This window comes from Saccharothrix luteola (assembly GCF_020859565.1).
Classification (GTDB): domain Bacteria; phylum Actinomycetota; class Actinomycetes; order Mycobacteriales; family Pseudonocardiaceae; genus Actinosynnema; species Actinosynnema luteola.
This window is the reverse complement of record NZ_JAJHUO010000016.1, coordinates 88873-106080: the sequence shown is the minus strand read 5'-3', so window position 1 is coordinate 106080 and position 17208 is coordinate 88873. Positions and strand designations below refer to the sequence as shown.

The window sequence follows — 17208 nt, the reverse complement described above, 5'->3', positions numbered from 1 at the left end:
CGTGGAGTCCACCGTGTCCGACCAGTTCCGCACCGCTTCCCCCGGTTACGCGACCGGTCAGCTGGCGCGGGCGTTGGACGCGGTGGCCTCCGCGCACGGCGAGGCCGACGGTGAGCGCGCGCTGCGCAAGGTGCGGCGCTGGGAGGACGTCGTCAACGGGATGGCCGACGGCACGCTCGCGGTCGGCTCCCGCACCCCTGTCGCGAACACCCCGGCGTGGGTGACGCTCGAAGTCGCGCACGGCGGCTTCGCGACGGGCCGGTACCTGGCCGAGGCGCCGTTGTCCGAGGACGAGACGGCGCGCGTCGCGTCCCTCCCGGACGACGTGCCCGGCCGGAACGCGCGGGAACGGCTCAACCTCTGGTACCTCGGCGACGCGGGCCAGGCCGAGCTGCTGGACGCGATCCGCGGCGGGCGCTTCCGGGTCGAGGTGCCGGAGGACGCGGCGCTGCCGGTCGTGGCGCTGCTGCTGGACACGGGTTTCCCGGAGCAGGCCCTCGACCTGATCGCCGAACTGCGCCCGCTGATGCACCGGCTTCGGCTGACGCCGCGCTTCGCGCCGATCGCCCGGCCGTCGGACTCCGCCGTCCGCCTCACGTCGGTGAAGGACGCCGCCGCGTCGCTGCGCTCCGTGCGGGTGCCGGCGCGGATCGCCACCATGCGCGACACGGTGACCGTGTGGGACCCGCTGTACGACCGGCTGGTCGCGTTGTGGTGCCGCACCGTCGACGGCGAGCTGCCGCACCTCGCCGCGGACGGGACCGTGCGCGGCGGTTGGCCGTGTCGCACGTGGCCGGCCGAGTGGGCGGCGGCGAGGGCCCAGTGGCTCGCGGACTTCGCCGAGGCGTCCCGCACCCACCCGCTCTCGGGCAGGCAGGCCCACCCGAAGCACAACTTCGCGAGACTACGCCACGCCCTGGAGTCCTGTCCGGACGGCAGCGACGCGCTCACCGCGCGGGAGGTCGGCCGGCTCCGCCGCGCCATCGCGAACACGGTGAGCCGCCGGGGCGCGCCGGACTCCGACCGGCGCGACGCGTGGCGCACCGCCGGGGCGGCGTCCGTCGCGGCGCCGACCAGGGCCGCGCTCGCCGGCGTGCTCGCGAGCAGGCTGGACCGGTACCCGGCCGACGGCGGCCTGCCGTCGCTCGACGTCGCGTCGGCCCCGGTGTCCGAAGCCGAGACGACCGCCGAGGTCCCCCGCGGCACGACGATGCCGGACCGCCTGGTGCACAAGGCGGCGCGAGCGCTCGAAGCACCGGCGGACGAGCTGGTGCGCCTCGGCGTGATCACGTCGGGGGAAACGCTGGCCCTCGTGCTGCCGCAGCTCACCTCGCGGCTGCTCGGCACGGCGATCGACGACCCGGTCGTGGCAGGGCTGTACGAGCAGACCTACACGGCGTTCCGGCGTCGTCGCGGCCTGCTGCTGCTCAACCTCGAACACCAGGTGCGGTTCACCGAGCTGCCGTGGGTGCGGGCGCTGGAGCCGCACCGGTCACCTCGGCCGGACGGCGCCGCGGCGGCTTGCGGCGCGCTGCGGCAGGTCACGATGCTGGCGCTGACCGCGTTCCCGCACGCGCTGCTGCCGAACCCGCTGGTGACCGAGCTCGGCGCGCTGGCGAAGCAGGCCGCGCTGGAGTTGCCGCTCGTGGAGGAGGTGGCCGCGGACATCTTCACGGGCCGCTTCACCACCAAGTGGCGTGACGCCGCGGTGGTGGCGAGCCGGCTGCTGGCCGACACCCCCTACGCGAACTACTACGACCTGCCGGCGGACTGGTCCGAGCCACCGCGCACGGTGCTGCACTGGGGCAAGCGGACCGCGCCGGACTTCGCGGCGCTGTGCCGGGAGCGGGCGGGCACCTCCGGTGGCTCGGTCGCGGCGAACGGCATGGTGCTGGAGCAGAGCCAGATCCTGACCACGCACAACCTCGCCGTGCTGATCGACGGCCTGGACCTGACCGACGAGGTGCGCGAACGCGCGCCGGAGCTGGCGTGGCGCGCGTTCGGTTGGCTCGTCCGCCGGTTCGACCAGCGCCCGGACCACCGGCACGCGGCGTTGATCCAGGTGAAGAACGCCGCCTACGCGTGGCGGCAGGCCCTGTTCCTGCTCAGCTTCTGCGAGCCGGCCGTGCGGCTCTCCCAGGCGGAGAGGCTGGCGGGCGAGGTGCGCGGCACCGTGCTCCAGCCGGCGGTCGACGGTCTGCTGCACGTGCTCCACGGCGGCCGTTTCACGGCGGCCGGCACGGCGCGACACGGCTCAGGTCTGCGGTTCCTCGGCTGGTCCGACGGCTCGAACCCGTTCCTGGTCCACCCCGGCCGCGGCTGAGCCGGCGAGGCGATCACCGGGCTCGCGCACGGCGCCGGCTCAGATCAGGCCCAGGTCGCGGGCCCTCGCCCCGGCCTGGAAGCGGGAGTTCGCGCCCAGGACGGCCATCAGTTCCGCCACCCGCCTCCGATAGGTCCGCACGCCGAGGCCGAGCGCGCGGGCCGCGGTCTCGTCCTTGCAGCCCGATGCCAGCAGCTCCAGCACCCGCGGCGCGAGCGCGCGCAGCTCCGCGTGCTGGGCGTCGTACACCGCGAGGTCGGTCCCCGAGCGCCACGCGGCGTCGAACAAGGACGCCACGTTCTGCACCACCGTCGGCTCCGTCACGACGCCGTAACCGCGGCGGCCGTCCACCACGTCACCGGCCAGGATCGCGAGCCGGCGGTCGATGATGATCGTCTCGTTGACGTCGTCCTGCGTGATCCGCACCTCCGCGCCCCGCGACGCGGCGGTGCGGAGGTGCTGCGCCATCGACGGGTTCAACAGCGCCTCCGGCCGGTACAGCTTGCGCAGCCTCGGCATCGGCGCCGGGTGGACGTCATCGTGCCGTCGCCGGGTCGCCGCGAAGGTGTTCAGGTCCCTCGCGGCGCACGTGATCTCGGTCGCCGTCGCGAACAGGTGGGCGGTGCGGGTGAACACCTCCTCGTCACTGTGGAGGACGGGCACGAAATCGAGGCTCATGCCACCCAGTCTGCGCACGGCACAACCCCACCGCCAATGTCGGCAGGAAGTTGCCATTCGCGGCGGGCCGCACCCTGAGAACCGAAGCTGGAGCCATGAGCACAACGATCGACGCGACGGCCGCCGGCACCTGGGACCTCGGCGACCGGACGGTCAACCGCCTCGGCTTCGGGGCCATGCGGCTGATGAGCGACGCCGACGGCGGCCCGAGCGACCGCGGGCGGGCCATCGAGGTCCTCCGGAAGGCCGTCGAGCTGGGTGTCAACCACATCGACACCGCCGCCTTCTACTTCTCCCCGCTGCGCTCCGCCAACGAGCTGATCAACACCGCCCTCGCGCCCTACCCCGACGACCTGGTCATCACCACCAAGGTCGGCCCCGGCCGCGACCCGTCCGGCGACTGGCTGCACGTCGAGGACGGGAAGGGTCTCCGCGGCCAGGTGGAGGAGAACATCCGCCAGCTCGGCCTCGACCACCTCGACGTCGTCAACCTCCGCATCGGCCGGGGCCTCGAACGGGGCGAGGGCTCCATCGCGGACCGCTTCGGCGCGCTCGCCGAGCTGCGGGAGGAAGGTCTCATCCGGCACCTCGGCATCTCGAACGTGGGCGTCGAGCACCTGGAGGAAGCCCTCGCGATCGCGCCGGTGGTGTGCGTCCAGAACCAGTACGGGCTCGTCACGCGCCGCGAGGACGACGCGCTCGTCGAGCTGTGCGCGCGGCACGGCGTCGCGTTCGTGCCGTTCTTCGCCATCGGGGCCGCGATCCCCGGCGCGTCGCCGTTCGGGGCGGCCGACGAGACGGGCAAGGACGTGATCGAGGAGGTCGCGAAGGCGCACGACGCCACCGCCGCGCAGGTCCGCCTGGCCTGGACGCTCCACCAGGGTCCCAACGTCCTCGCCATCCCGGGCACCGGCAACCCGGCGCACGTGGCGGAGAACGTGGCCGCGGCCGGGTTGCGGCTGACCGACGAGGACATGTCCCGCTTGAACGCCATCGCGTGAACCACGGCCCGCCCGCACCGCCGCGACGTCACCGACCGCGGCGGTGCAGGCGGATCGCCGAGATCAGGAAGAAGACGCCGCCCACGGCCGCGTAGCCTGCGACGTTGGTGAGCGTGGCCGTCGTCCCGCCGGCCTGCACGACGAAGGTCGTGCCGGCGACCGCGGAGAGCCCACCGCTGAGGATCATCGCCCACTGGCCGCCGAGCCGGTAGCGCAGGATCGCCACGATCAGCTGCACGATGCCCGCCGTGATCGCCCACGCGCCCCACACCCGCAGCACGCTCGGGATGCCGGACGTGACCGCGAAGGCCAACCCGATGGCGGTGAGCAGGCTCGACGCCATGTTGGCGTAGAGCGCCACCCGAGGTCGCGCGGCGTTCGAAGAGCGGAAGTCGATCACGGCGGCCGCGACGTCGAACAGCGGGTAGGCCACCAGCAGCACGATGCCGACCGGGGTGAGCGTCGAGGCGGTGAGGGCGAGCAGGCCCGCCCAGACGATCGCGAAGCCGAACCGGGCGTAGTACAGGTTTCGCAGCGCCTCGGCGCCGCCGGCGATCCCGGAGACCGGGTTGCCGGCTTGGGTGGAGCTGGACATCGCGTTCCTCTTTCGACGATCGAGACGGGTGACGGCTCGAAGTAGATAGAACGATCGGTACACCTGAGAGCTTGCGGCAGGCGTGCGCGACTGTCAAGACCGAACGTTCTATCTGCTAACCTCGGGGCCAGGCCTCGAAGGGGGAAGCGGATGTCGGAAGCGCGGACGCGGCTGCTCACCACCGCCAGCGGGCTGTTCTACGCCGAAGGGCTCCACTCGGTGGGCATCGATCGCATCATCGCCGCCGCGGGAGTCACCCGAGCCACCCTGTACCGGCACTTCCCGGGCAAGGACGACCTCGTCGTCGCCTACCTGACGCTGGCCGACGAGGCGATCCGCGCGCGAGTGGACGCCGCGCGGACGGAGGACCTCTCCCCCGACGACGTCGTCCGCACCGTCGCCCGGTCCATCGCCGACGACATCCGGCGCCCCGACTTCCGGGGCTGCGCGTTCCTCAACGCCGCCGCCGAGTACCCCCACCCGACCCACCCGGTCCACCAGGCGGTCCTCAGGCACCGGCAGTGGTTCCTGGCCACGATCACCGAACTCCTCGCAGCCACCGGGGAAACCGATTCGGAAGCCGCCGCCCGCCACTTCGTCATGCTGCGGGACGGCGCCATGGCCGCCGGCTGCCTGACCGACCCGGAACCGATCGGCGCGACGTTCCTCCTCGGGGTCGAAGGCCTCCTCGCGCGCCGCGGCCGGTAACCGAACCCTCGGCCCGCTTCGACCCGACACCGCCGTCGACGGCCGCGCCTCAGCCCGGGTGGGAGACGTACCCGCCGGCCCAGTGGCCGCCGAAGTCCACCGGCTTGCCGGCCATGTCCCACTGGAGGAGGTTGTCCTCGCCGGTGCTCACCAGCAGGTCGCGGACGGCGCTCGTCATCGGCCCGGGATGTTCCTCGTGCCAGAAGTCCCGGTTGTGGTAGGCGACCCGCCAGTCGTCCGGGTCCGCCGAGTCGGTGATCCACCAGAACGTTCCCCCCGCCCCGTTGGTCCCCCAGGGGTAGAGACCACCGGGCTCCGGGAACAGCCGGTACGGCACACCTCGCAGGTAGTCGAGGTCCTCGTCGCCGAAGATCTCCAGCAGTTCGTCGTTGTGCGCCTTGGCGTTCGCGCACTCCTCGGTGCTCTGACCGGGGTTGGAGAACTGGACGGCGCCGCGGAAACCGCCGGAGGGGAACCTCGTGAGCAACGCCTTGTAATCGCCGGGGAGCGGTGTTCCCAGCTCGCGTTCGACGGTGGCCCAGTCCAGCTCCGGCCGGAAATCACCGGCCCGCCACCCGACGAGCTCGCAGATCTCGTCGACGTACGACCGCCTCGGCGCGTCTGCCACGTGTTCTCCTGGTTGCCGTCAGGCCGTCGCGCCGCGGTGGCGCTGGTAGTGGCGGGCGGAACGAGCGCGGTTGCCGCAGCCCGCCGAGCACCACTCCCGGCGGGGGTGGTGCTTGAGGAAGTACAGGACGCAGCCGGGGCCGAGGCAGGCGCGCAGCAGGTGGCGGGTGCCCTGGCTGAAGAGCGCGATGGCGTCCTCGGCGATCGCGGAGACGGCGGCGGAGGCGGCCTGCCCGCCGGTGCGCGTGTGACGTGATGGTGCCTGGCCGGGCACCCAGGACAGCGCCGACCAGTGGGGCGTGTGGCCGGCGGCCCGGTTGAGCTCGGTCACGGCCGCGTCGAGGCCGCGGGTGTCGGACGCGGCCGCCGGGCGCGGGTCCCCGGTCGCCTCGGTCGCCAGCCGGCGCAGCGCGTCGCGCAGACCGATCAGCCGGTGGCCGAGGCGGTCGAGGTCGGACGCGGTGAGCGCGTCGAGGTCGCCGGGGGTCATCAGGTCCGTCCTGGCGCAGACGGCGCGCAGCCAGGCCCTGGTGCCGTCGGGATCGCGCAGCGCGTCGTGCACGCCGTCGCGGTCGGCCCAGACGGTGTTCATCAACTCCACCGGGAGCGGCTCGCCCAGCAGCGGCGCGTCCGTGTCCATGCCGTCGAGGCTACCCCACTTCTAACGGTTGCAGAGGTCTCTATCCGTTGACAACGGGCACCGGCGCGTGTCATGGTCGTTCTAACGGTTACTGGCGCATGCAAACGTCAGAACCGGTGATCGGAGGAGTGCTCCCCCATGACCGACACCGCGGGCTTCCACGAGGGCGAGTTGGCCGTGCAACGCCGTGCCGGCGTCTCCGCGGACGCCGCCCGGCTCGCGGGCATGGTGGCGCCCTCCCGGCTCAGCGGCGGGGCGGAGCGGTTCCTGGCGGAGCGCACGTTCGCCGCGATCACCGCACGCGACACCGGCGGCTCACTGTGGCTCTCACCGCTCACCGGGCCGCCGGGATTCCTCCACGTCGACGCACCCACCACCCTCGCGGTGCGGACGTCGCCCGGCGAGGGCGATCCGCTCCGAGGCCTGCCGGCGGACCAGCCCGCCGGCGTGATCGTGGTCGAGTTCGCCACCCGCAGACGTTTGCGCGTCAACGGCACCCTGTCCGACGCCGGGGACGACGGGCTGCGCGTCGAGGTGGAGCAGGCGTACGGCAACTGCCCGCGGTACATCCAGGCCCGACGCCTCCACAGCGCGCCCGGCACGTCCCGGACCGCCGCACCCGTCCGACGCGGCACGGACCTCGCGCCGGACGACGTCGACCTGATCCGCCGGTCCGACACCTTCCTCCTCGGCACCACCCACCCCTCCCGCGGCAACGACGCCTCGCACCGCGGCGGGGCGCCCGGGTTCGTCCGCGTCGAGGACGGGAGGCTGTGGTGGCCGGACTACGCGGGCAACAACATGTTCAACACCCTCGGCAACCTCCGGTCGGACCCCGACGCCGCGCTGCTGTTCTGCGACTTCACCACCGGCCGCACCCTGCACCTGTCCGGCCGGGCCGAGGTGGAGTGGACCCGCCCGGGCGTGCCCGGCGACGACGACCGCACCGGCCGCCGCGTCCACTTCACCCCCCGGCACGTGGTCGCCGGCCGACCGCTGCCGCTGCGGGCCGACTCCGTGGCCCCGTCCCCCGACAACCCGCCGCTCACCGCACCGTGGAGGACAGCCCGGCCATGACCGACGCACGCCCGCCGTTCCCGCCGTTCGACGTCGACGGCGCCCTGGCCAAGGTCCAAGCCGCCGAGGACGCCTGGAACACCCGCGACCCGCACCGCGTCGCCCTCGCGTACACCGAGGACTCGGTGTGGCGCAACCGCGACGTCTTCGTCACCGGCCGCGCGGAGATCGTCGGGTTCCTCACCGCGAAGTGGGCCCGCGAACTCGACTACGTCCTGCGCAAGAGCCTCTGGGGCTTCCGCGGGAACCGCATCGCCGTCCGCTTCCAGTACGAGTGGCGCGACGCGGAGGGCCGGTGGTCCCGCTCCTACGGCAACGAGCTGTGGGAGTTCGCCGACAACGGCCTGATGAGCCGCCGCGAGGCCAGTATCAACGACGTGCGCATCGACGATGCCGACCGCCGCTACTTCGGCCCCCGCCCGCAGGACGAACGAGGCCCGGGCCACGACATCCCGCTCGCCTGACCCGCGTCCTCGGCATCCGCCGGTCGGTCCAGGTCCGTCCACAAAGGACACTGCGGGCGGACCTGGCCGACCGGCGGGGTCAGACGACCCGCTCGTTCCCGCCGTCGACCGGCACCTGCGCACCCGTGGTGTGGGCGAAGGTGTCCGAGCACAGCTCCGCGATCACCCGGCCGACCGCCGCGCTGGTGATCTCGGCGCCCAGCAGGTTGCGCCGCTTGTAGGCGTCGACGCTCAAGCCGTAGTGCTCGGCACGCCGGGCCAGCACCTCCGCGGTCCACAGGCCGGTGTCGAAGACCGCGTCCGGGTGGACCGCGTTGACCCTGATGCCGTCGGCCGCCCACTCCAGCGCGGCAACCCTGGCCAGTTGCGTGACCGCCGCCTTCGAGGCCGAGTACGCCGCCGCGCCCGGTCCGGGGGCAGGCACGTTCTTGGAGGCCACGACGACCACCCGCCCGCCGCGCGGCGCGAGCTTGAGCAGGGGGTGCGCCTTGGCGAACAGGGCGGCGATCGCGTCCGCGTTGACCGACATCGCGTGCCGCCACGTGGCCGGGTCCAGCTCGGCGATCGGGGTGTTGGCCGGGAACACGCCGGCGGACGCGACCAGCACGTCCAGCCCGCCGAACCGCTCCACGCCCCGGTCGATCGCGGCCTCGACCGCGGCGGGGTCGGTGACGTCGGCCCGGAGGCCGAGGTAGTCCGCGCGGCTCTCGGTCGGCGTGAGGTCGAGCCCGATCACGCTCGCGCCCTTGGCCCGCAGCGCGTCGACGCACGCCCGGCCGATGCCGGACGCCGCGCCGGTGACCAGCGCGACCTCGCCGGTGAACTCCGCCGGCGCGCCGGAGAGCCGCAGCTTGGCCTGCTCCAGCTCCCAGTACTCCATGTCGAACAGGTCCCCCGGCGGCAACGCGCGGTACCCGCCCAGCTCCTCCGCCCGCTCGATGACGTCGATCGTGTGGGCGTAGATGTCGTACGCGATGTCGGCGTCCTTGGCCCGCCTGCCGACCGAGAGCATGCCGAGCCCGGGGTCGAGCACGACGCGCGGCGCCGGGTCGAGCATGGTCAGGCCCGGTCCCGCGTGCTCGTCGAAGTACCGGCGGTAGTCGGCCGCGTAGCCGTCGACGTCCTCGCCGATCAGCGGGACGCGCTTGGTGCGGATCACGTGGTCGGGGGTCGCCGGGCCCCGCGTGGCCACGTCGGCGAGGTCCGGCCGGGCGACGAAGGCCATCGTGGCGGCGTCGGCGTGCCGGCTCACGATCATCGGCGCGCCCGCGACGTCGGAGATCCGCCTGCGGAGGCCGGCGAGCCGGTGGCGGTCGACCGGCGGCGCGGGCACGGACCTCCGCTCGGGCCGGTGCCGGGACAGGTACGCCTCGGCGTCGCCGACCAGCTCGACGTGCCGGTCGTAGGCCTGCCTGGTGTCCTCCCCGAACGTGAACAGGCCGTGGTTGAGCAGCACCACGCCGATGGTGCGCTCGCCGGCGTGCTCGGGGAAGAGCTCCGCGCACGTGCGGGCGAGGGCGAACCCGGGCATGACGTAGGGGATCACCACGACGCGGTCGCCGAAGACCTCCTCCACCAGCGGCTTGTCCAGGTTGGTCAGCGTGATCACGGCGTCGGCGTGGCTGTGCAGCACGGCCGGGTGCGGCAGCACGGCGTGCAGCAGCGTCTCCACGCTCGGGTCGGGCGCGCTCGCGTCCAGCAACGCGCACCGCAGCTCGTTCATCATCGCGGAGTCCGGCAGGCTGGGCACGGTCAGCAGCTCGCGCAGGCGGTCCAGCCGCAGCGGCGCGAACCCGGCCCGCTCGATGGTCGCGAGGTCCCAGCCGCTCCCCTTGACGTGCAGCACGTCCACCGCACGGCCGGTGATGTCCACAGTGGACGTCTTGACCGAGGTGTTGCCGCCGCCGTGCAGCACGAGGTCCGGCTCGCGGCCGAGCAGCCGTGACCCGTAGACGCACGCGTCCAGCTCGTCGGTGTGCGTTTCCGTTTCAGCCCAGCGGTTTTCCACAGATCGTCCGTTCGTCGGTGACGATGGCCGTGACCAGGTCGGCCGGGGTGACGTCGAAGGCGAAGTTCAGCGCGGCGGTGGCGCGGTCCCCGACGACCTCCGCCGGGTCCCGCACCTCGATCTCCACGTGCGCGCCGTCGGGGGTGGCCAGGTCGATGGTCGACTCGGGCGCCGCGACGACGAACGGGATGCCGGCCCGCGCCGCGGCCAGCGCCAGCGGGTACGTGCCGATCTTGTTGACGACGTCGCCGTTGGCCGCGATCCGGTCCGCGCCGACCACGACCGCGTCGGCCAGGCCCTTGGCGATCACCGTCGGACCCGCCGAGTCGACCACGACCGTGTGCGCGACGCCCATGCCGGCGAGCTCCCACGCCGTCAACCGGCTGCCCTGCAGCAGCGGGCGCGTCTCGTCCACGTAGACGTGGCCCAGCGCGCCGTCCTCGTGCAACGCCCGCACCACGCCGAGGGCGGTGCCCCACTCGACGCACGCCAGGGCGCCCGCGTTGCAGTGGGTCTGCACGTTGACCGGTCCGCCGAGCCGCTCGACCAGCCACCGCGCGCCGCGCAACCCCAGCGCGCGGTTGCGGCGGACGTCGTCTTCGAGGACGTGGACGGCCTCGGCCACCACCGCGTCGAGGCCGTCGTCGAGCCGGGCCAGCACCCGGTCCACGCCCCACGCGAGGTTCACCGCCGTCGGCCGGGCGGCCCGCAACCGCGCCGCCTCCGCGCGCACGTCCCCACCACCACCGGCGGCCAGCGCCACCCCGAGCGCGCCCGCGACGCCCAGCGCGGGCGCACCCCGGATCGCCAGTCTCCTGATCGCGTCGACGAGCTGGTCGACCGTGTCGATCCGCAGCGTCGTCACGACGTCCGGCAGCAGGGTCTGCTCGATCGCGATGATCCGGCCGTCCACCCAGTCGATCGTCCGCATGGCTGAAGTCTCCAGGTTGGGCGCCGGTCGGGAAAGGATGATCACTCCGTCGGCACAGCGGTGGTGCGTCACACGACCGCGACGATGGTGCCGACGCCCAGCGCGCACAACGCGGCGGAGCTCAGGCCCGCCATCGTGCGCGACACCCTGGGCCTGCGCAACCACAGGACCGCCTTGGCCGCGCCGACCGCCAGCGCCGCCAACCAGACGAACGCCACCACCGCGTCGATCAGGCCGAGCAGCATGATCGTGCCCACGTTGATGGCCTCGGCGGGCAGGAACTGCGGCACCACGGCCAGGAAGAACAAGCCGACCTTCGGGTTGAGCAGGCACGAGAGCACACCCGCCCGGAACGACGGCCCCCACCGCCACTGCACCGGGTCCCCGCCGCCGGTGTCGGCCACCTGGTCGCGTTGCAGGAAACCCACCACCCCCAGGTACAGCAGGTACAGGCCACCGACGATCTTCACCACCAGGAACGCGGTGGGCGAGGAGCTCAGCAGGTCCGCCAACCCCAGCGCCACGGCCGCCGCCCAGAACAGCGAGCCGATCCCCGACCCCGCGGACGCGAACACGCCGAACCGCGCGCCGCCCAGGCCGTACCGCAGCACCAGGAAGGTGTCCGGTCCGGGGGTGATGGCCAGCAGCAGGCACAGGCCCGCGAACCCGAGCACCGCTCCGGCGGTCACGCGCGCTCACCCGCCGATCGTGACGCCGAGGCCCTTGCCGTACTGCCGCACTTCGGCTCGGGCCGCCGCGAGGTCGTCGAGGGTCAGGCCGGGCATCACCGACTCCACGTAGTCGGCCATCGCCGATTCGCGGTCGATCAGGTCGGTGTCGCGCCACCGCCGCGCCAGCTCCTCGTGCCGGTCCCGGTCGGGCAACGAGAGGCCGAGCTCCTGCGCCCGCGCCGACGCCATGGCCGGGTCGAGCAGCATCTTGAAGTCCAGCGATCCCGGTTCCGGGGAGAGCACCTCGACGTCCAGCGACGCGATGCTGCCCACGCCGGAGCCCAGCATCGCCTTCATGGAGTCCACGTTCTCCCGCAGCAGCCGCGCGTCCATGCCGAGGTGGCCGATGACGAAGCCGACCTTGAGCAGCAGACCCGCGTTCTCCGCCGACTTCAGCGCGCGCACGTTGTGATCGAACATCTTCTCGGCCCCGAACGGCGAGTTCGCCTCGCGGATCGACACCAGCGGCTTCTTCATCGCGTGCAGCGAGATCGGCGTGCCCGCGTCGAGGCCCACCATGAGCTGGCGGACGCCGAGCGCGCGCAGCATCGTCGCGTGCCGTTCGTCGGACAGCCCGTCGGCGCGCGCGTAGCCGACCATCACCGGCCGGTCGTCCTCGGGCAGCGCGCTCCACCAGGCAGGCGGCGTGCCCACCATCTCGCGCAACAGCTTGCCGAACGTCAGCGGCAGCTCGTCGGCGGTCAGGTAGAGGTAGTCGAAGCCCTCGTCGTGCGCGGCGCGGATGACCTCCCACGCCGCCTCCGCGTCCGGCACCGAGTTCCGCCACAGGCCGCCGAACTGGATCGAGCAGAACGAGCAGGCGTCGTTGCGGGCGAACTTGATGCACCCGCGCCCGATCTCCACCGGCATCCCGGCGCGCACGTGCCGCCCGGTGAGCTTGTGGAACGTGGGCGCGACGCGCTTGTCGAAGTTCTCGCGGTACAGCCGGGAGTGGTCGAAGCCCTCGTTGATCAGGGAGTAGTCGAGCGCGGTGTGGATCGGCTCCGGGCGCTGCGGCTCGCTGTGCAGCACGCCGTCGCGGTGGACGACCAGACCGGCGTAGCCACCCGACGCCGGGTCGCGCCCCTGCGCCAGCGCCGCGACGAACGCGACGAAGCTGCCGACCACCTCGTTGCCGACGAACGCGTAGTCGATCACCCCCTGTTGCCCGGACAGGCACTCCCGGGGTAACGCGGTGATGTGGTCGTTGCCGAAGATCGTGACGATCCGGTCGTTGATCCGCTTCGCCGCGCGGCACAGGTGCAGGCCGGCTTCGTAGGTCGCGGTGAGGGCGCTGACGCACAGGGCCAGGATGTCGCCCGCGTTGTCCTCGACGTAGGTGAGGACCTCCGACCAGGGCACCACCGTGCCGTCGAGGTAGACGGGCTCCACGCCCGGCACGGACCGCAGGGCGGAGGCGAGGGTGAGCACGCCGAGGTTCGGGAAGTCCGACCAGTCGGTGTGCTCCTCGGGTCTGGTCACGGTGCACGAGGCGCCGTCGATGACGGTGTTGGAATTGGGCGGGCTGACCACGAGAACCTTCACTTGCGCACGACCTTTCGCCACCCCCGGCGGCGCGGTGGGCGCGCGCGAACGGGGGCGGTAGAGAAATCCGATCAGAGACGAACGCCAGGAGTGGGCGTGCCGATCACATCGACGCGGACATCGCCGCCGAATCACGATCCGGGTCACCAGGGTGACCGGCCGGTGTGAATTCGACGAATGTCCGCTCGCCGTGGAATGCGCGCGCGACGGCGCCGATTCGGCGCAGCCCGAACACGATAGTGATCAGTCGCATGCGTGCGACTCCCCCTTGGACGTCGGGTTCGCAACCCCCGCGAACACCTCTCCCGAGAATGTCCACCGGGCTGCGACCCGTCAAGGGATCGGCACGTTCCCGCTCAGCATCCAGAACCTGTTCACCCGGTCGTCGTAGCGCCGGTGCCGAGGTCGCGCGGAGTAGCCGGCAGGGCTCCGGTCACACCTCGCCGCGCGCCGGGTAGTCGTGCTCGCCGACCCAGCGCAGGGTGTCCAGGACCTCGTCCAGGTGCGGTCGCAGGAACGGGAAGCTGGTCTGCACCACCGCGTACAGCGTGCCGTCCGGGCGGATCACGAAGAGGCCGGGCTCGCTGAACTCGTTCGGCTGGCCTTCCTTGATGGCCTTGGAGATGTACAGCCCCCACTCGCGCATCGACCGCGGGCTCAGCCCGTAGCCGACCGGCACCCGGCCCAGGCCCCACTCCTCGACGGCACGTGCGGCGCGACCCTCGTCGTCACCGCTGACGGCCAGCACCGACGTCGCGCCGACCTCGGCGAACTTGTCGACGAGCGCGTCGAGCTCGGTGATGTGGTCCTTGCACATCTGGCAGTGCACACCGCGGTAGAACACGACCACGCTGAACCGCTCGGGCCGCTGTTCGGCGAGCACCCACCGGCCGCCGCCGACGAGCGGCACGTCGAGCGCGGGCACGGGTTGGCGTGGCTTGAGCATCGCGGCTCCTGTGTCGCCGTGGAGCCGAGGCGGCCCCTCCAGTGGTCTGTCGCCGACAATGCGGCGGACGTTCGCGGCAAACCGATCCACGGCTACGGTTCCCCCCGCAGATCAGGGCAAGTCTAGGCACCGCGCGTCAACTGTCAAGAGGCTTGTGGCGGTGGCGACGTTTGGGTAAAACTGCGCACCGACGACACCTCGGGATGCGAGCATTCGTTCACCCCGACCGGGCCTGCGGCCACTACGGAGGACCGCAGTCATTCCCATTTCCAGGTAACGCGACCGAAAGAGTGCGCGCCCGCGACCGGGCACGAGAAAAAATGGCGGATTGCTGACGATGTCGGACAACGGCTTACGCACCACCGCGCCCGGCGGGTTGTACGCGGACTTCCGGCGCGTCGCCCGCGGCGCACCGGACGCGCCCGCGGTGATCGGCTACGACGGGCGTGCGTCGACCTACGAGGCGCTGCTGACCGCGGTCGACGCGGCGGCGGACCGGCTCGCCGCGCGGTTCGTCGACGGCGACGTGCTCGGCCTGGCCGCCGACGACCCGTCCACCTTCGTCGCGCTGTACCTGGCGGCGGCGAAGCTCGACCTCGTGGTGGTCCTGCTGGACAGCCGCCTCCCGGAGCCGGAAGTCGACCGCCACGCCGCCAAGTACGACCTCTCCTGGCTGGCCGTGGACGACGCGGCGGAGGCGTTCATGCTGCGCCCGCTCCCCGACGCCGACCTGCACCGCCACCGGGCGTCGACCGGGTACGCGCCCGACGACTTCGTCGTGCACTGCACGTCGGGGTCGACCGGTGAGCCCAAGGGCATCGTGATGAGCCAGGCCGCCATCTCCGCCCGCGTCCGGTTGTGGGGCGGTGAGCTGGAGCTGACGGCGGCGGACGTGGTGCTGTGCGCGCTGCCGCTGTCGCACTGCCACGGCATCGACGTGCTCACCCTGCCGACGCTGCTCGCCGGCGGGACGGTCGTGTTCGCCAGGGGCGGTCGGCTCACGGGACGCGGCCTGACCCGGTTGATCGAACGGCACGGCGTCACGGTGATGAGCGGCTTGCCGGTGATGTACCAGATGCTCACCGCCGCGCACGGCGCGCCGACGGACGCGTTGCGCACGCTCCGCACGGCGATCTCGGGCAGCGCGCCCCTCGCGACGAGCACGCAGGAGCAGTTCGGGTCGCGGTACGGCCTGCCGCTGCGGCAGGTGTACGGCCTCTCCGAGATCGGGGTCATCTGCTACGACAAGGACTACGTCGGCGGCGGCTCCATCGGCAAGCCCATCGCGGGCGTCGAGTGGAAGCTCGAACCCGTGCCGGGCGAAGAGGAGCTGCACGAGCTCTACGTACGCGGCCCGGCGTTGGCGCGCGGCTACTACCGCGACCCGGTGGCCGGCGCGCACATGTTCCAGGACGGCTGGCTGCGGACGCGCGACTTCGTGTCGACCACCCCGGACGGCTGGCACGTGCGCGGGCGCCAGTCGGGGTTCATCAACGTCGCGGGCAGCAAGGTGGGCGCGCTGGAGGTCGAGGCCGCGGTGCGGGAGTGCCCCGGCGTGCTGGAGGTGGCGGTGGTCGGCGTGCCCGACCCGGCCAGCACCGAGCGGATCGCCGCGCTGCTGGTGGCGGAGGCGGGCTTCGAGCTGGGTCCGCTGAAGCGGCGGCTCGCCGAATCCCTGCTGCCGCACCAGTTGCCGCAGCGGTACGAGGTCGTGCCCGCGTTGCCGCGCACCCCGCTCGGCAAGATCGACTACGCCGCGGTGAAGCGGCTGATGACCGGGAACGAGGTAGCCGCACGATGACCGCGACGCACGACATCGGGGTCGACGACCGGGCCGGGCTCGACGCCGTGGCGGACGGGCTGTTCGACCGCTTGGCCACCAGGTCGACCGAGGAGCACGAACAGGACGCCGGGCCCGCGTTCGCCGCCCTGAAGGACACCCGCGCGGCGACGATGCTCGTCCCCCGGACGTGCGGTGGGGCCGGCGCGTCGGCGCGGGACGCCGTGCGGTTCCAGGACGCGCTCGGCGCGATCGCGCCGTCGGCGGCGCTCGCCACCACCATGCACCACTACAAGATCGCCGCGTTCGGCAACGTCGCCCTCTCCGGCGACGACAACGCCCGCGCCCTGCTGCGGGACATCGCCGAGGACGCGAAGCTGGTCGCCTCCGGCGGCGCCGAGTCCACCCCCGGCCGCGACCTGCGGACGCTCGGCAGCTGGGCGGTCCGCGACGGCGACGACTACCTCGTCACCGGGCTCAAGCGGCCGTGCAGCCTGTCGTCCGCCATGGACGTGATGTCGCTGATGGTCGAGCTGCGCGCGCCCGACGGCACCCCCGAGGGGTACGGGCAGGCATTCGTGCCGGCCGGCTCCGCCGGGCTGGAGCGCGAGGAGTTCTGGCACAGCCCCGTGTTCCGCGCGGCGCAGAGCCACGCGGTGCGCCTGACGGCCGTGCGGATCCCGCGCGCGAACGTCTTCCCGCTGGTCGGCGAGGTCGGCCTGCGGTTCGCCGCCGACTGCTACCTGTGGTTCCAACTGCTGATCAGCGCCTCCTACCTGGGCATCGCCCGCTGCCTGGCCGAGGCGACCCCGCCCGCCAAGCGCGCCGGCTCGCGCTGGTGGCCGAGGGCCGCGGCCGACCTGCACCGGTTGCGGGAGGGCCTGCTCGACGCGGCACGCGCCGTGGACGACGGCAGGCCGGTGCGCGACGGGCTCAACCTGGCCGTGCGGGCCCGCGACCGGGTCGAGGACGAGATCGCCGACATCGGCGGGCGGCTGCTGCGCGCGGCGGGCGGCGGCTCGTTCGCCACCACCGGCCTGCACACCGCGCTGGCCGGCGGGCTGAACGCCATCGCGTTCCACCCGCCGCAGCGCGGAGCCCGCGAAGGCGTCGGCCTGGAACTGCTGGAACCCGACGTGAGGGACGCTGAGTAG

At 72.8% G+C, this 17208-nt stretch carries 17 protein-coding genes; 7 read left to right on the top strand and 10 right to left on the bottom strand.

The genetic code is table 11. The features are described from left to right. Positions 1–13: 13 nt before the first annotated feature. Positions 14–2323 (top strand): hypothetical protein, encoded by a 2310-nt coding sequence (locus LNK82_RS22630; protein WP_230569049.1) that lies wholly within the window; start codon positions 14–16, stop codon positions 2321–2323. 39 nt (positions 2324–2362) lie between these two features. Here LNK82_RS22630 and LNK82_RS22625 read toward each other — a convergent pair whose 3' ends face one another. Next, complete coding sequence (locus LNK82_RS22625) at positions 2363–3001, bottom strand: helix-turn-helix transcriptional regulator (RefSeq protein WP_230569048.1); 639 nt, start codon at positions 2999–3001, stop codon at positions 2363–2365. A 95-nt stretch (positions 3002–3096) separates the two neighbouring features. Here LNK82_RS22625 and LNK82_RS22620 point away from each other — a divergent pair, with 95 nt between their 5' ends. After that, the gene (locus LNK82_RS22620) at positions 3097–4002 is read left to right on the top strand and encodes an oxidoreductase (protein WP_230569047.1); all 906 of its coding nucleotides are present in this window, start codon (positions 3097–3099) and stop codon (positions 4000–4002) included. Positions 4003–4030: 28 nt separating this feature from the next. On the opposite strand, the gene LNK82_RS22615 is transcribed toward LNK82_RS22620, so the two are convergent. Next, positions 4031–4597 carry a hypothetical protein gene (locus LNK82_RS22615; RefSeq protein ID WP_230569046.1) on the bottom strand — a complete coding sequence of 189 codons (567 nt, stop codon included), beginning with the start codon at positions 4595–4597 and terminating at the stop codon, positions 4031–4033. A gap of 150 nt (positions 4598–4747) precedes the next feature. Here LNK82_RS22615 and LNK82_RS22610 point away from each other — a divergent pair, with 150 nt between their 5' ends. After that, positions 4748–5305, top strand: a complete 558-nt coding sequence (locus tag LNK82_RS22610; RefSeq protein WP_230569045.1) for a TetR/AcrR family transcriptional regulator — start codon at positions 4748–4750, stop codon at positions 5303–5305. Positions 5306–5354: 49 nt separating this feature from the next. Here the strand turns inward: LNK82_RS22610 and LNK82_RS22605 are convergent, their stop codons facing one another. Both LNK82_RS22605 and LNK82_RS22600 read right to left on the bottom strand, forming a co-directional pair. Then, a complete protein-coding gene (locus tag LNK82_RS22605) occupies positions 5355–5933 on the bottom strand; it encodes an SMI1/KNR4 family protein (RefSeq protein WP_230569044.1) in 579 nt (192 codons plus the stop codon). 18 nt (positions 5934–5951) lie between these two features. Continuing rightward, a complete protein-coding gene (locus tag LNK82_RS22600) occupies positions 5952–6572 on the bottom strand; it encodes a CGNR zinc finger domain-containing protein (RefSeq protein WP_230569043.1) in 621 nt (206 codons plus the stop codon). 138 nt (positions 6573–6710) lie between these two features. On the opposite strand from LNK82_RS22600, the gene LNK82_RS22595 reads away from it, so the two are divergent. Then, positions 6711–7649 (top strand): pyridoxamine 5'-phosphate oxidase family protein, encoded by a 939-nt coding sequence (locus LNK82_RS22595; RefSeq protein ID WP_230569042.1) that lies wholly within the window; start codon positions 6711–6713, stop codon positions 7647–7649. After that, entirely contained in the window at positions 7646–8113 is a 468-nt protein-coding gene (locus LNK82_RS22590) for a nuclear transport factor 2 family protein (RefSeq protein WP_230569041.1), read from the top strand. Before LNK82_RS22595 ends, LNK82_RS22590 begins: the two co-directional genes overlap by 4 nt. Before the next feature lie 79 nt (positions 8114–8192). On the opposite strand, the gene LNK82_RS22585 is transcribed toward LNK82_RS22590, so the two are convergent. The 6 genes from LNK82_RS22585 to LNK82_RS22560 form a co-directional block, all read right to left on the bottom strand. Continuing rightward, positions 8193–10121 carry a bifunctional aldolase/short-chain dehydrogenase gene (locus tag LNK82_RS22585; RefSeq protein WP_230569040.1) on the bottom strand — a complete coding sequence of 643 codons (1929 nt, stop codon included), beginning with the start codon at positions 10119–10121 and terminating at the stop codon, positions 8193–8195. Then, positions 10102–11052, bottom strand: a complete 951-nt coding sequence (gene mtnA / locus LNK82_RS22580) for an S-methyl-5-thioribose-1-phosphate isomerase (protein ID WP_230569039.1) — start codon at positions 11050–11052, stop codon at positions 10102–10104. The genes LNK82_RS22585 and mtnA overlap by 20 nt, the downstream gene beginning before the upstream one ends. A 68-nt stretch (positions 11053–11120) precedes the next feature. Next, entirely contained in the window at positions 11121–11741 is a 621-nt protein-coding gene (locus tag LNK82_RS22575) for a LysE family translocator (protein WP_230569038.1), read from the bottom strand. 6 nt (positions 11742–11747) lie between these two features. Continuing rightward, the gene (locus LNK82_RS22570) at positions 11748–13328 is read right to left on the bottom strand and encodes a B12-binding domain-containing radical SAM protein (RefSeq protein ID WP_230569037.1); all 1581 of its coding nucleotides are present in this window, start codon (positions 13326–13328) and stop codon (positions 11748–11750) included. 103 nt (positions 13329–13431) lie between these two features. After that, positions 13432–13581: a hypothetical protein gene (locus LNK82_RS22565; protein ID WP_230569036.1), complete on the bottom strand. Its 150-nt coding sequence runs from the start codon at positions 13579–13581 to the stop codon at positions 13432–13434. A gap of 180 nt (positions 13582–13761) precedes the next feature. Next, a complete protein-coding gene (locus LNK82_RS22560; RefSeq protein ID WP_230569035.1) occupies positions 13762–14274 on the bottom strand; it encodes a peroxiredoxin-like family protein in 513 nt (170 codons plus the stop codon). A gap of 337 nt (positions 14275–14611) precedes the next feature. Between LNK82_RS22560 and LNK82_RS22555 the strand changes: the two genes are divergently transcribed. Both LNK82_RS22555 and LNK82_RS22550 read left to right on the top strand, forming a co-directional pair. Next, the gene (locus LNK82_RS22555) at positions 14612–16075 is read left to right on the top strand and encodes a class I adenylate-forming enzyme family protein (RefSeq protein ID WP_230569034.1); all 1464 of its coding nucleotides are present in this window, start codon (positions 14612–14614) and stop codon (positions 16073–16075) included. Then, positions 16072–17208 (top strand): acyl-CoA dehydrogenase family protein, encoded by a 1137-nt coding sequence (locus LNK82_RS22550; protein WP_230569033.1) that lies wholly within the window; start codon positions 16072–16074, stop codon positions 17206–17208. The genes LNK82_RS22555 and LNK82_RS22550 overlap by 4 nt, the downstream gene beginning before the upstream one ends.

What these genes read in the sequence shown, in the direction of transcription:
- LNK82_RS22620 (WP_230569047.1), top strand. Translation starts at nt 3,097, where the DNA reads ATGAGCACAACGATCGACGCGACGGCCGCCGGCACCTGGGACCTCGGC.
- LNK82_RS22590 (WP_230569041.1), top strand. Translation starts at nt 7,646, where the DNA reads ATGACCGACGCACGCCCGCCGTTCCCGCCGTTCGACGTCGACGGCGCC.
- LNK82_RS22565 (WP_230569036.1), bottom strand. Translation starts at nt 13,581, where the DNA reads ATGCGACTGATCACTATCGTGTTCGGGCTGCGCCGAATCGGCGCCGTC.
- LNK82_RS22615 (WP_230569046.1), bottom strand. Translation starts at nt 4,597, where the DNA reads ATGTCCAGCTCCACCCAAGCCGGCAACCCGGTCTCCGGGATCGCCGGC.
- LNK82_RS22610 (WP_230569045.1), top strand. Translation starts at nt 4,748, where the DNA reads ATGTCGGAAGCGCGGACGCGGCTGCTCACCACCGCCAGCGGGCTGTTC.
- LNK82_RS22595 (WP_230569042.1), top strand. Translation starts at nt 6,711, where the DNA reads ATGACCGACACCGCGGGCTTCCACGAGGGCGAGTTGGCCGTGCAACGC.
- LNK82_RS22625 (WP_230569048.1), bottom strand. Translation starts at nt 3,001, where the DNA reads ATGAGCCTCGATTTCGTGCCCGTCCTCCACAGTGACGAGGAGGTGTTC.
- LNK82_RS22555 (WP_230569034.1), top strand. Translation starts at nt 14,612, where the DNA reads ATGTCGGACAACGGCTTACGCACCACCGCGCCCGGCGGGTTGTACGCG.
- LNK82_RS22550 (WP_230569033.1), top strand. Translation starts at nt 16,072, where the DNA reads ATGACCGCGACGCACGACATCGGGGTCGACGACCGGGCCGGGCTCGAC.
- LNK82_RS22560 (WP_230569035.1), bottom strand. Translation starts at nt 14,274, where the DNA reads ATGCTCAAGCCACGCCAACCCGTGCCCGCGCTCGACGTGCCGCTCGTC.
- mtnA (WP_230569039.1), bottom strand. Translation starts at nt 11,052, where the DNA reads ATGCGGACGATCGACTGGGTGGACGGCCGGATCATCGCGATCGAGCAG.
- LNK82_RS22600 (WP_230569043.1), bottom strand. Translation starts at nt 6,572, where the DNA reads ATGGACACGGACGCGCCGCTGCTGGGCGAGCCGCTCCCGGTGGAGTTG.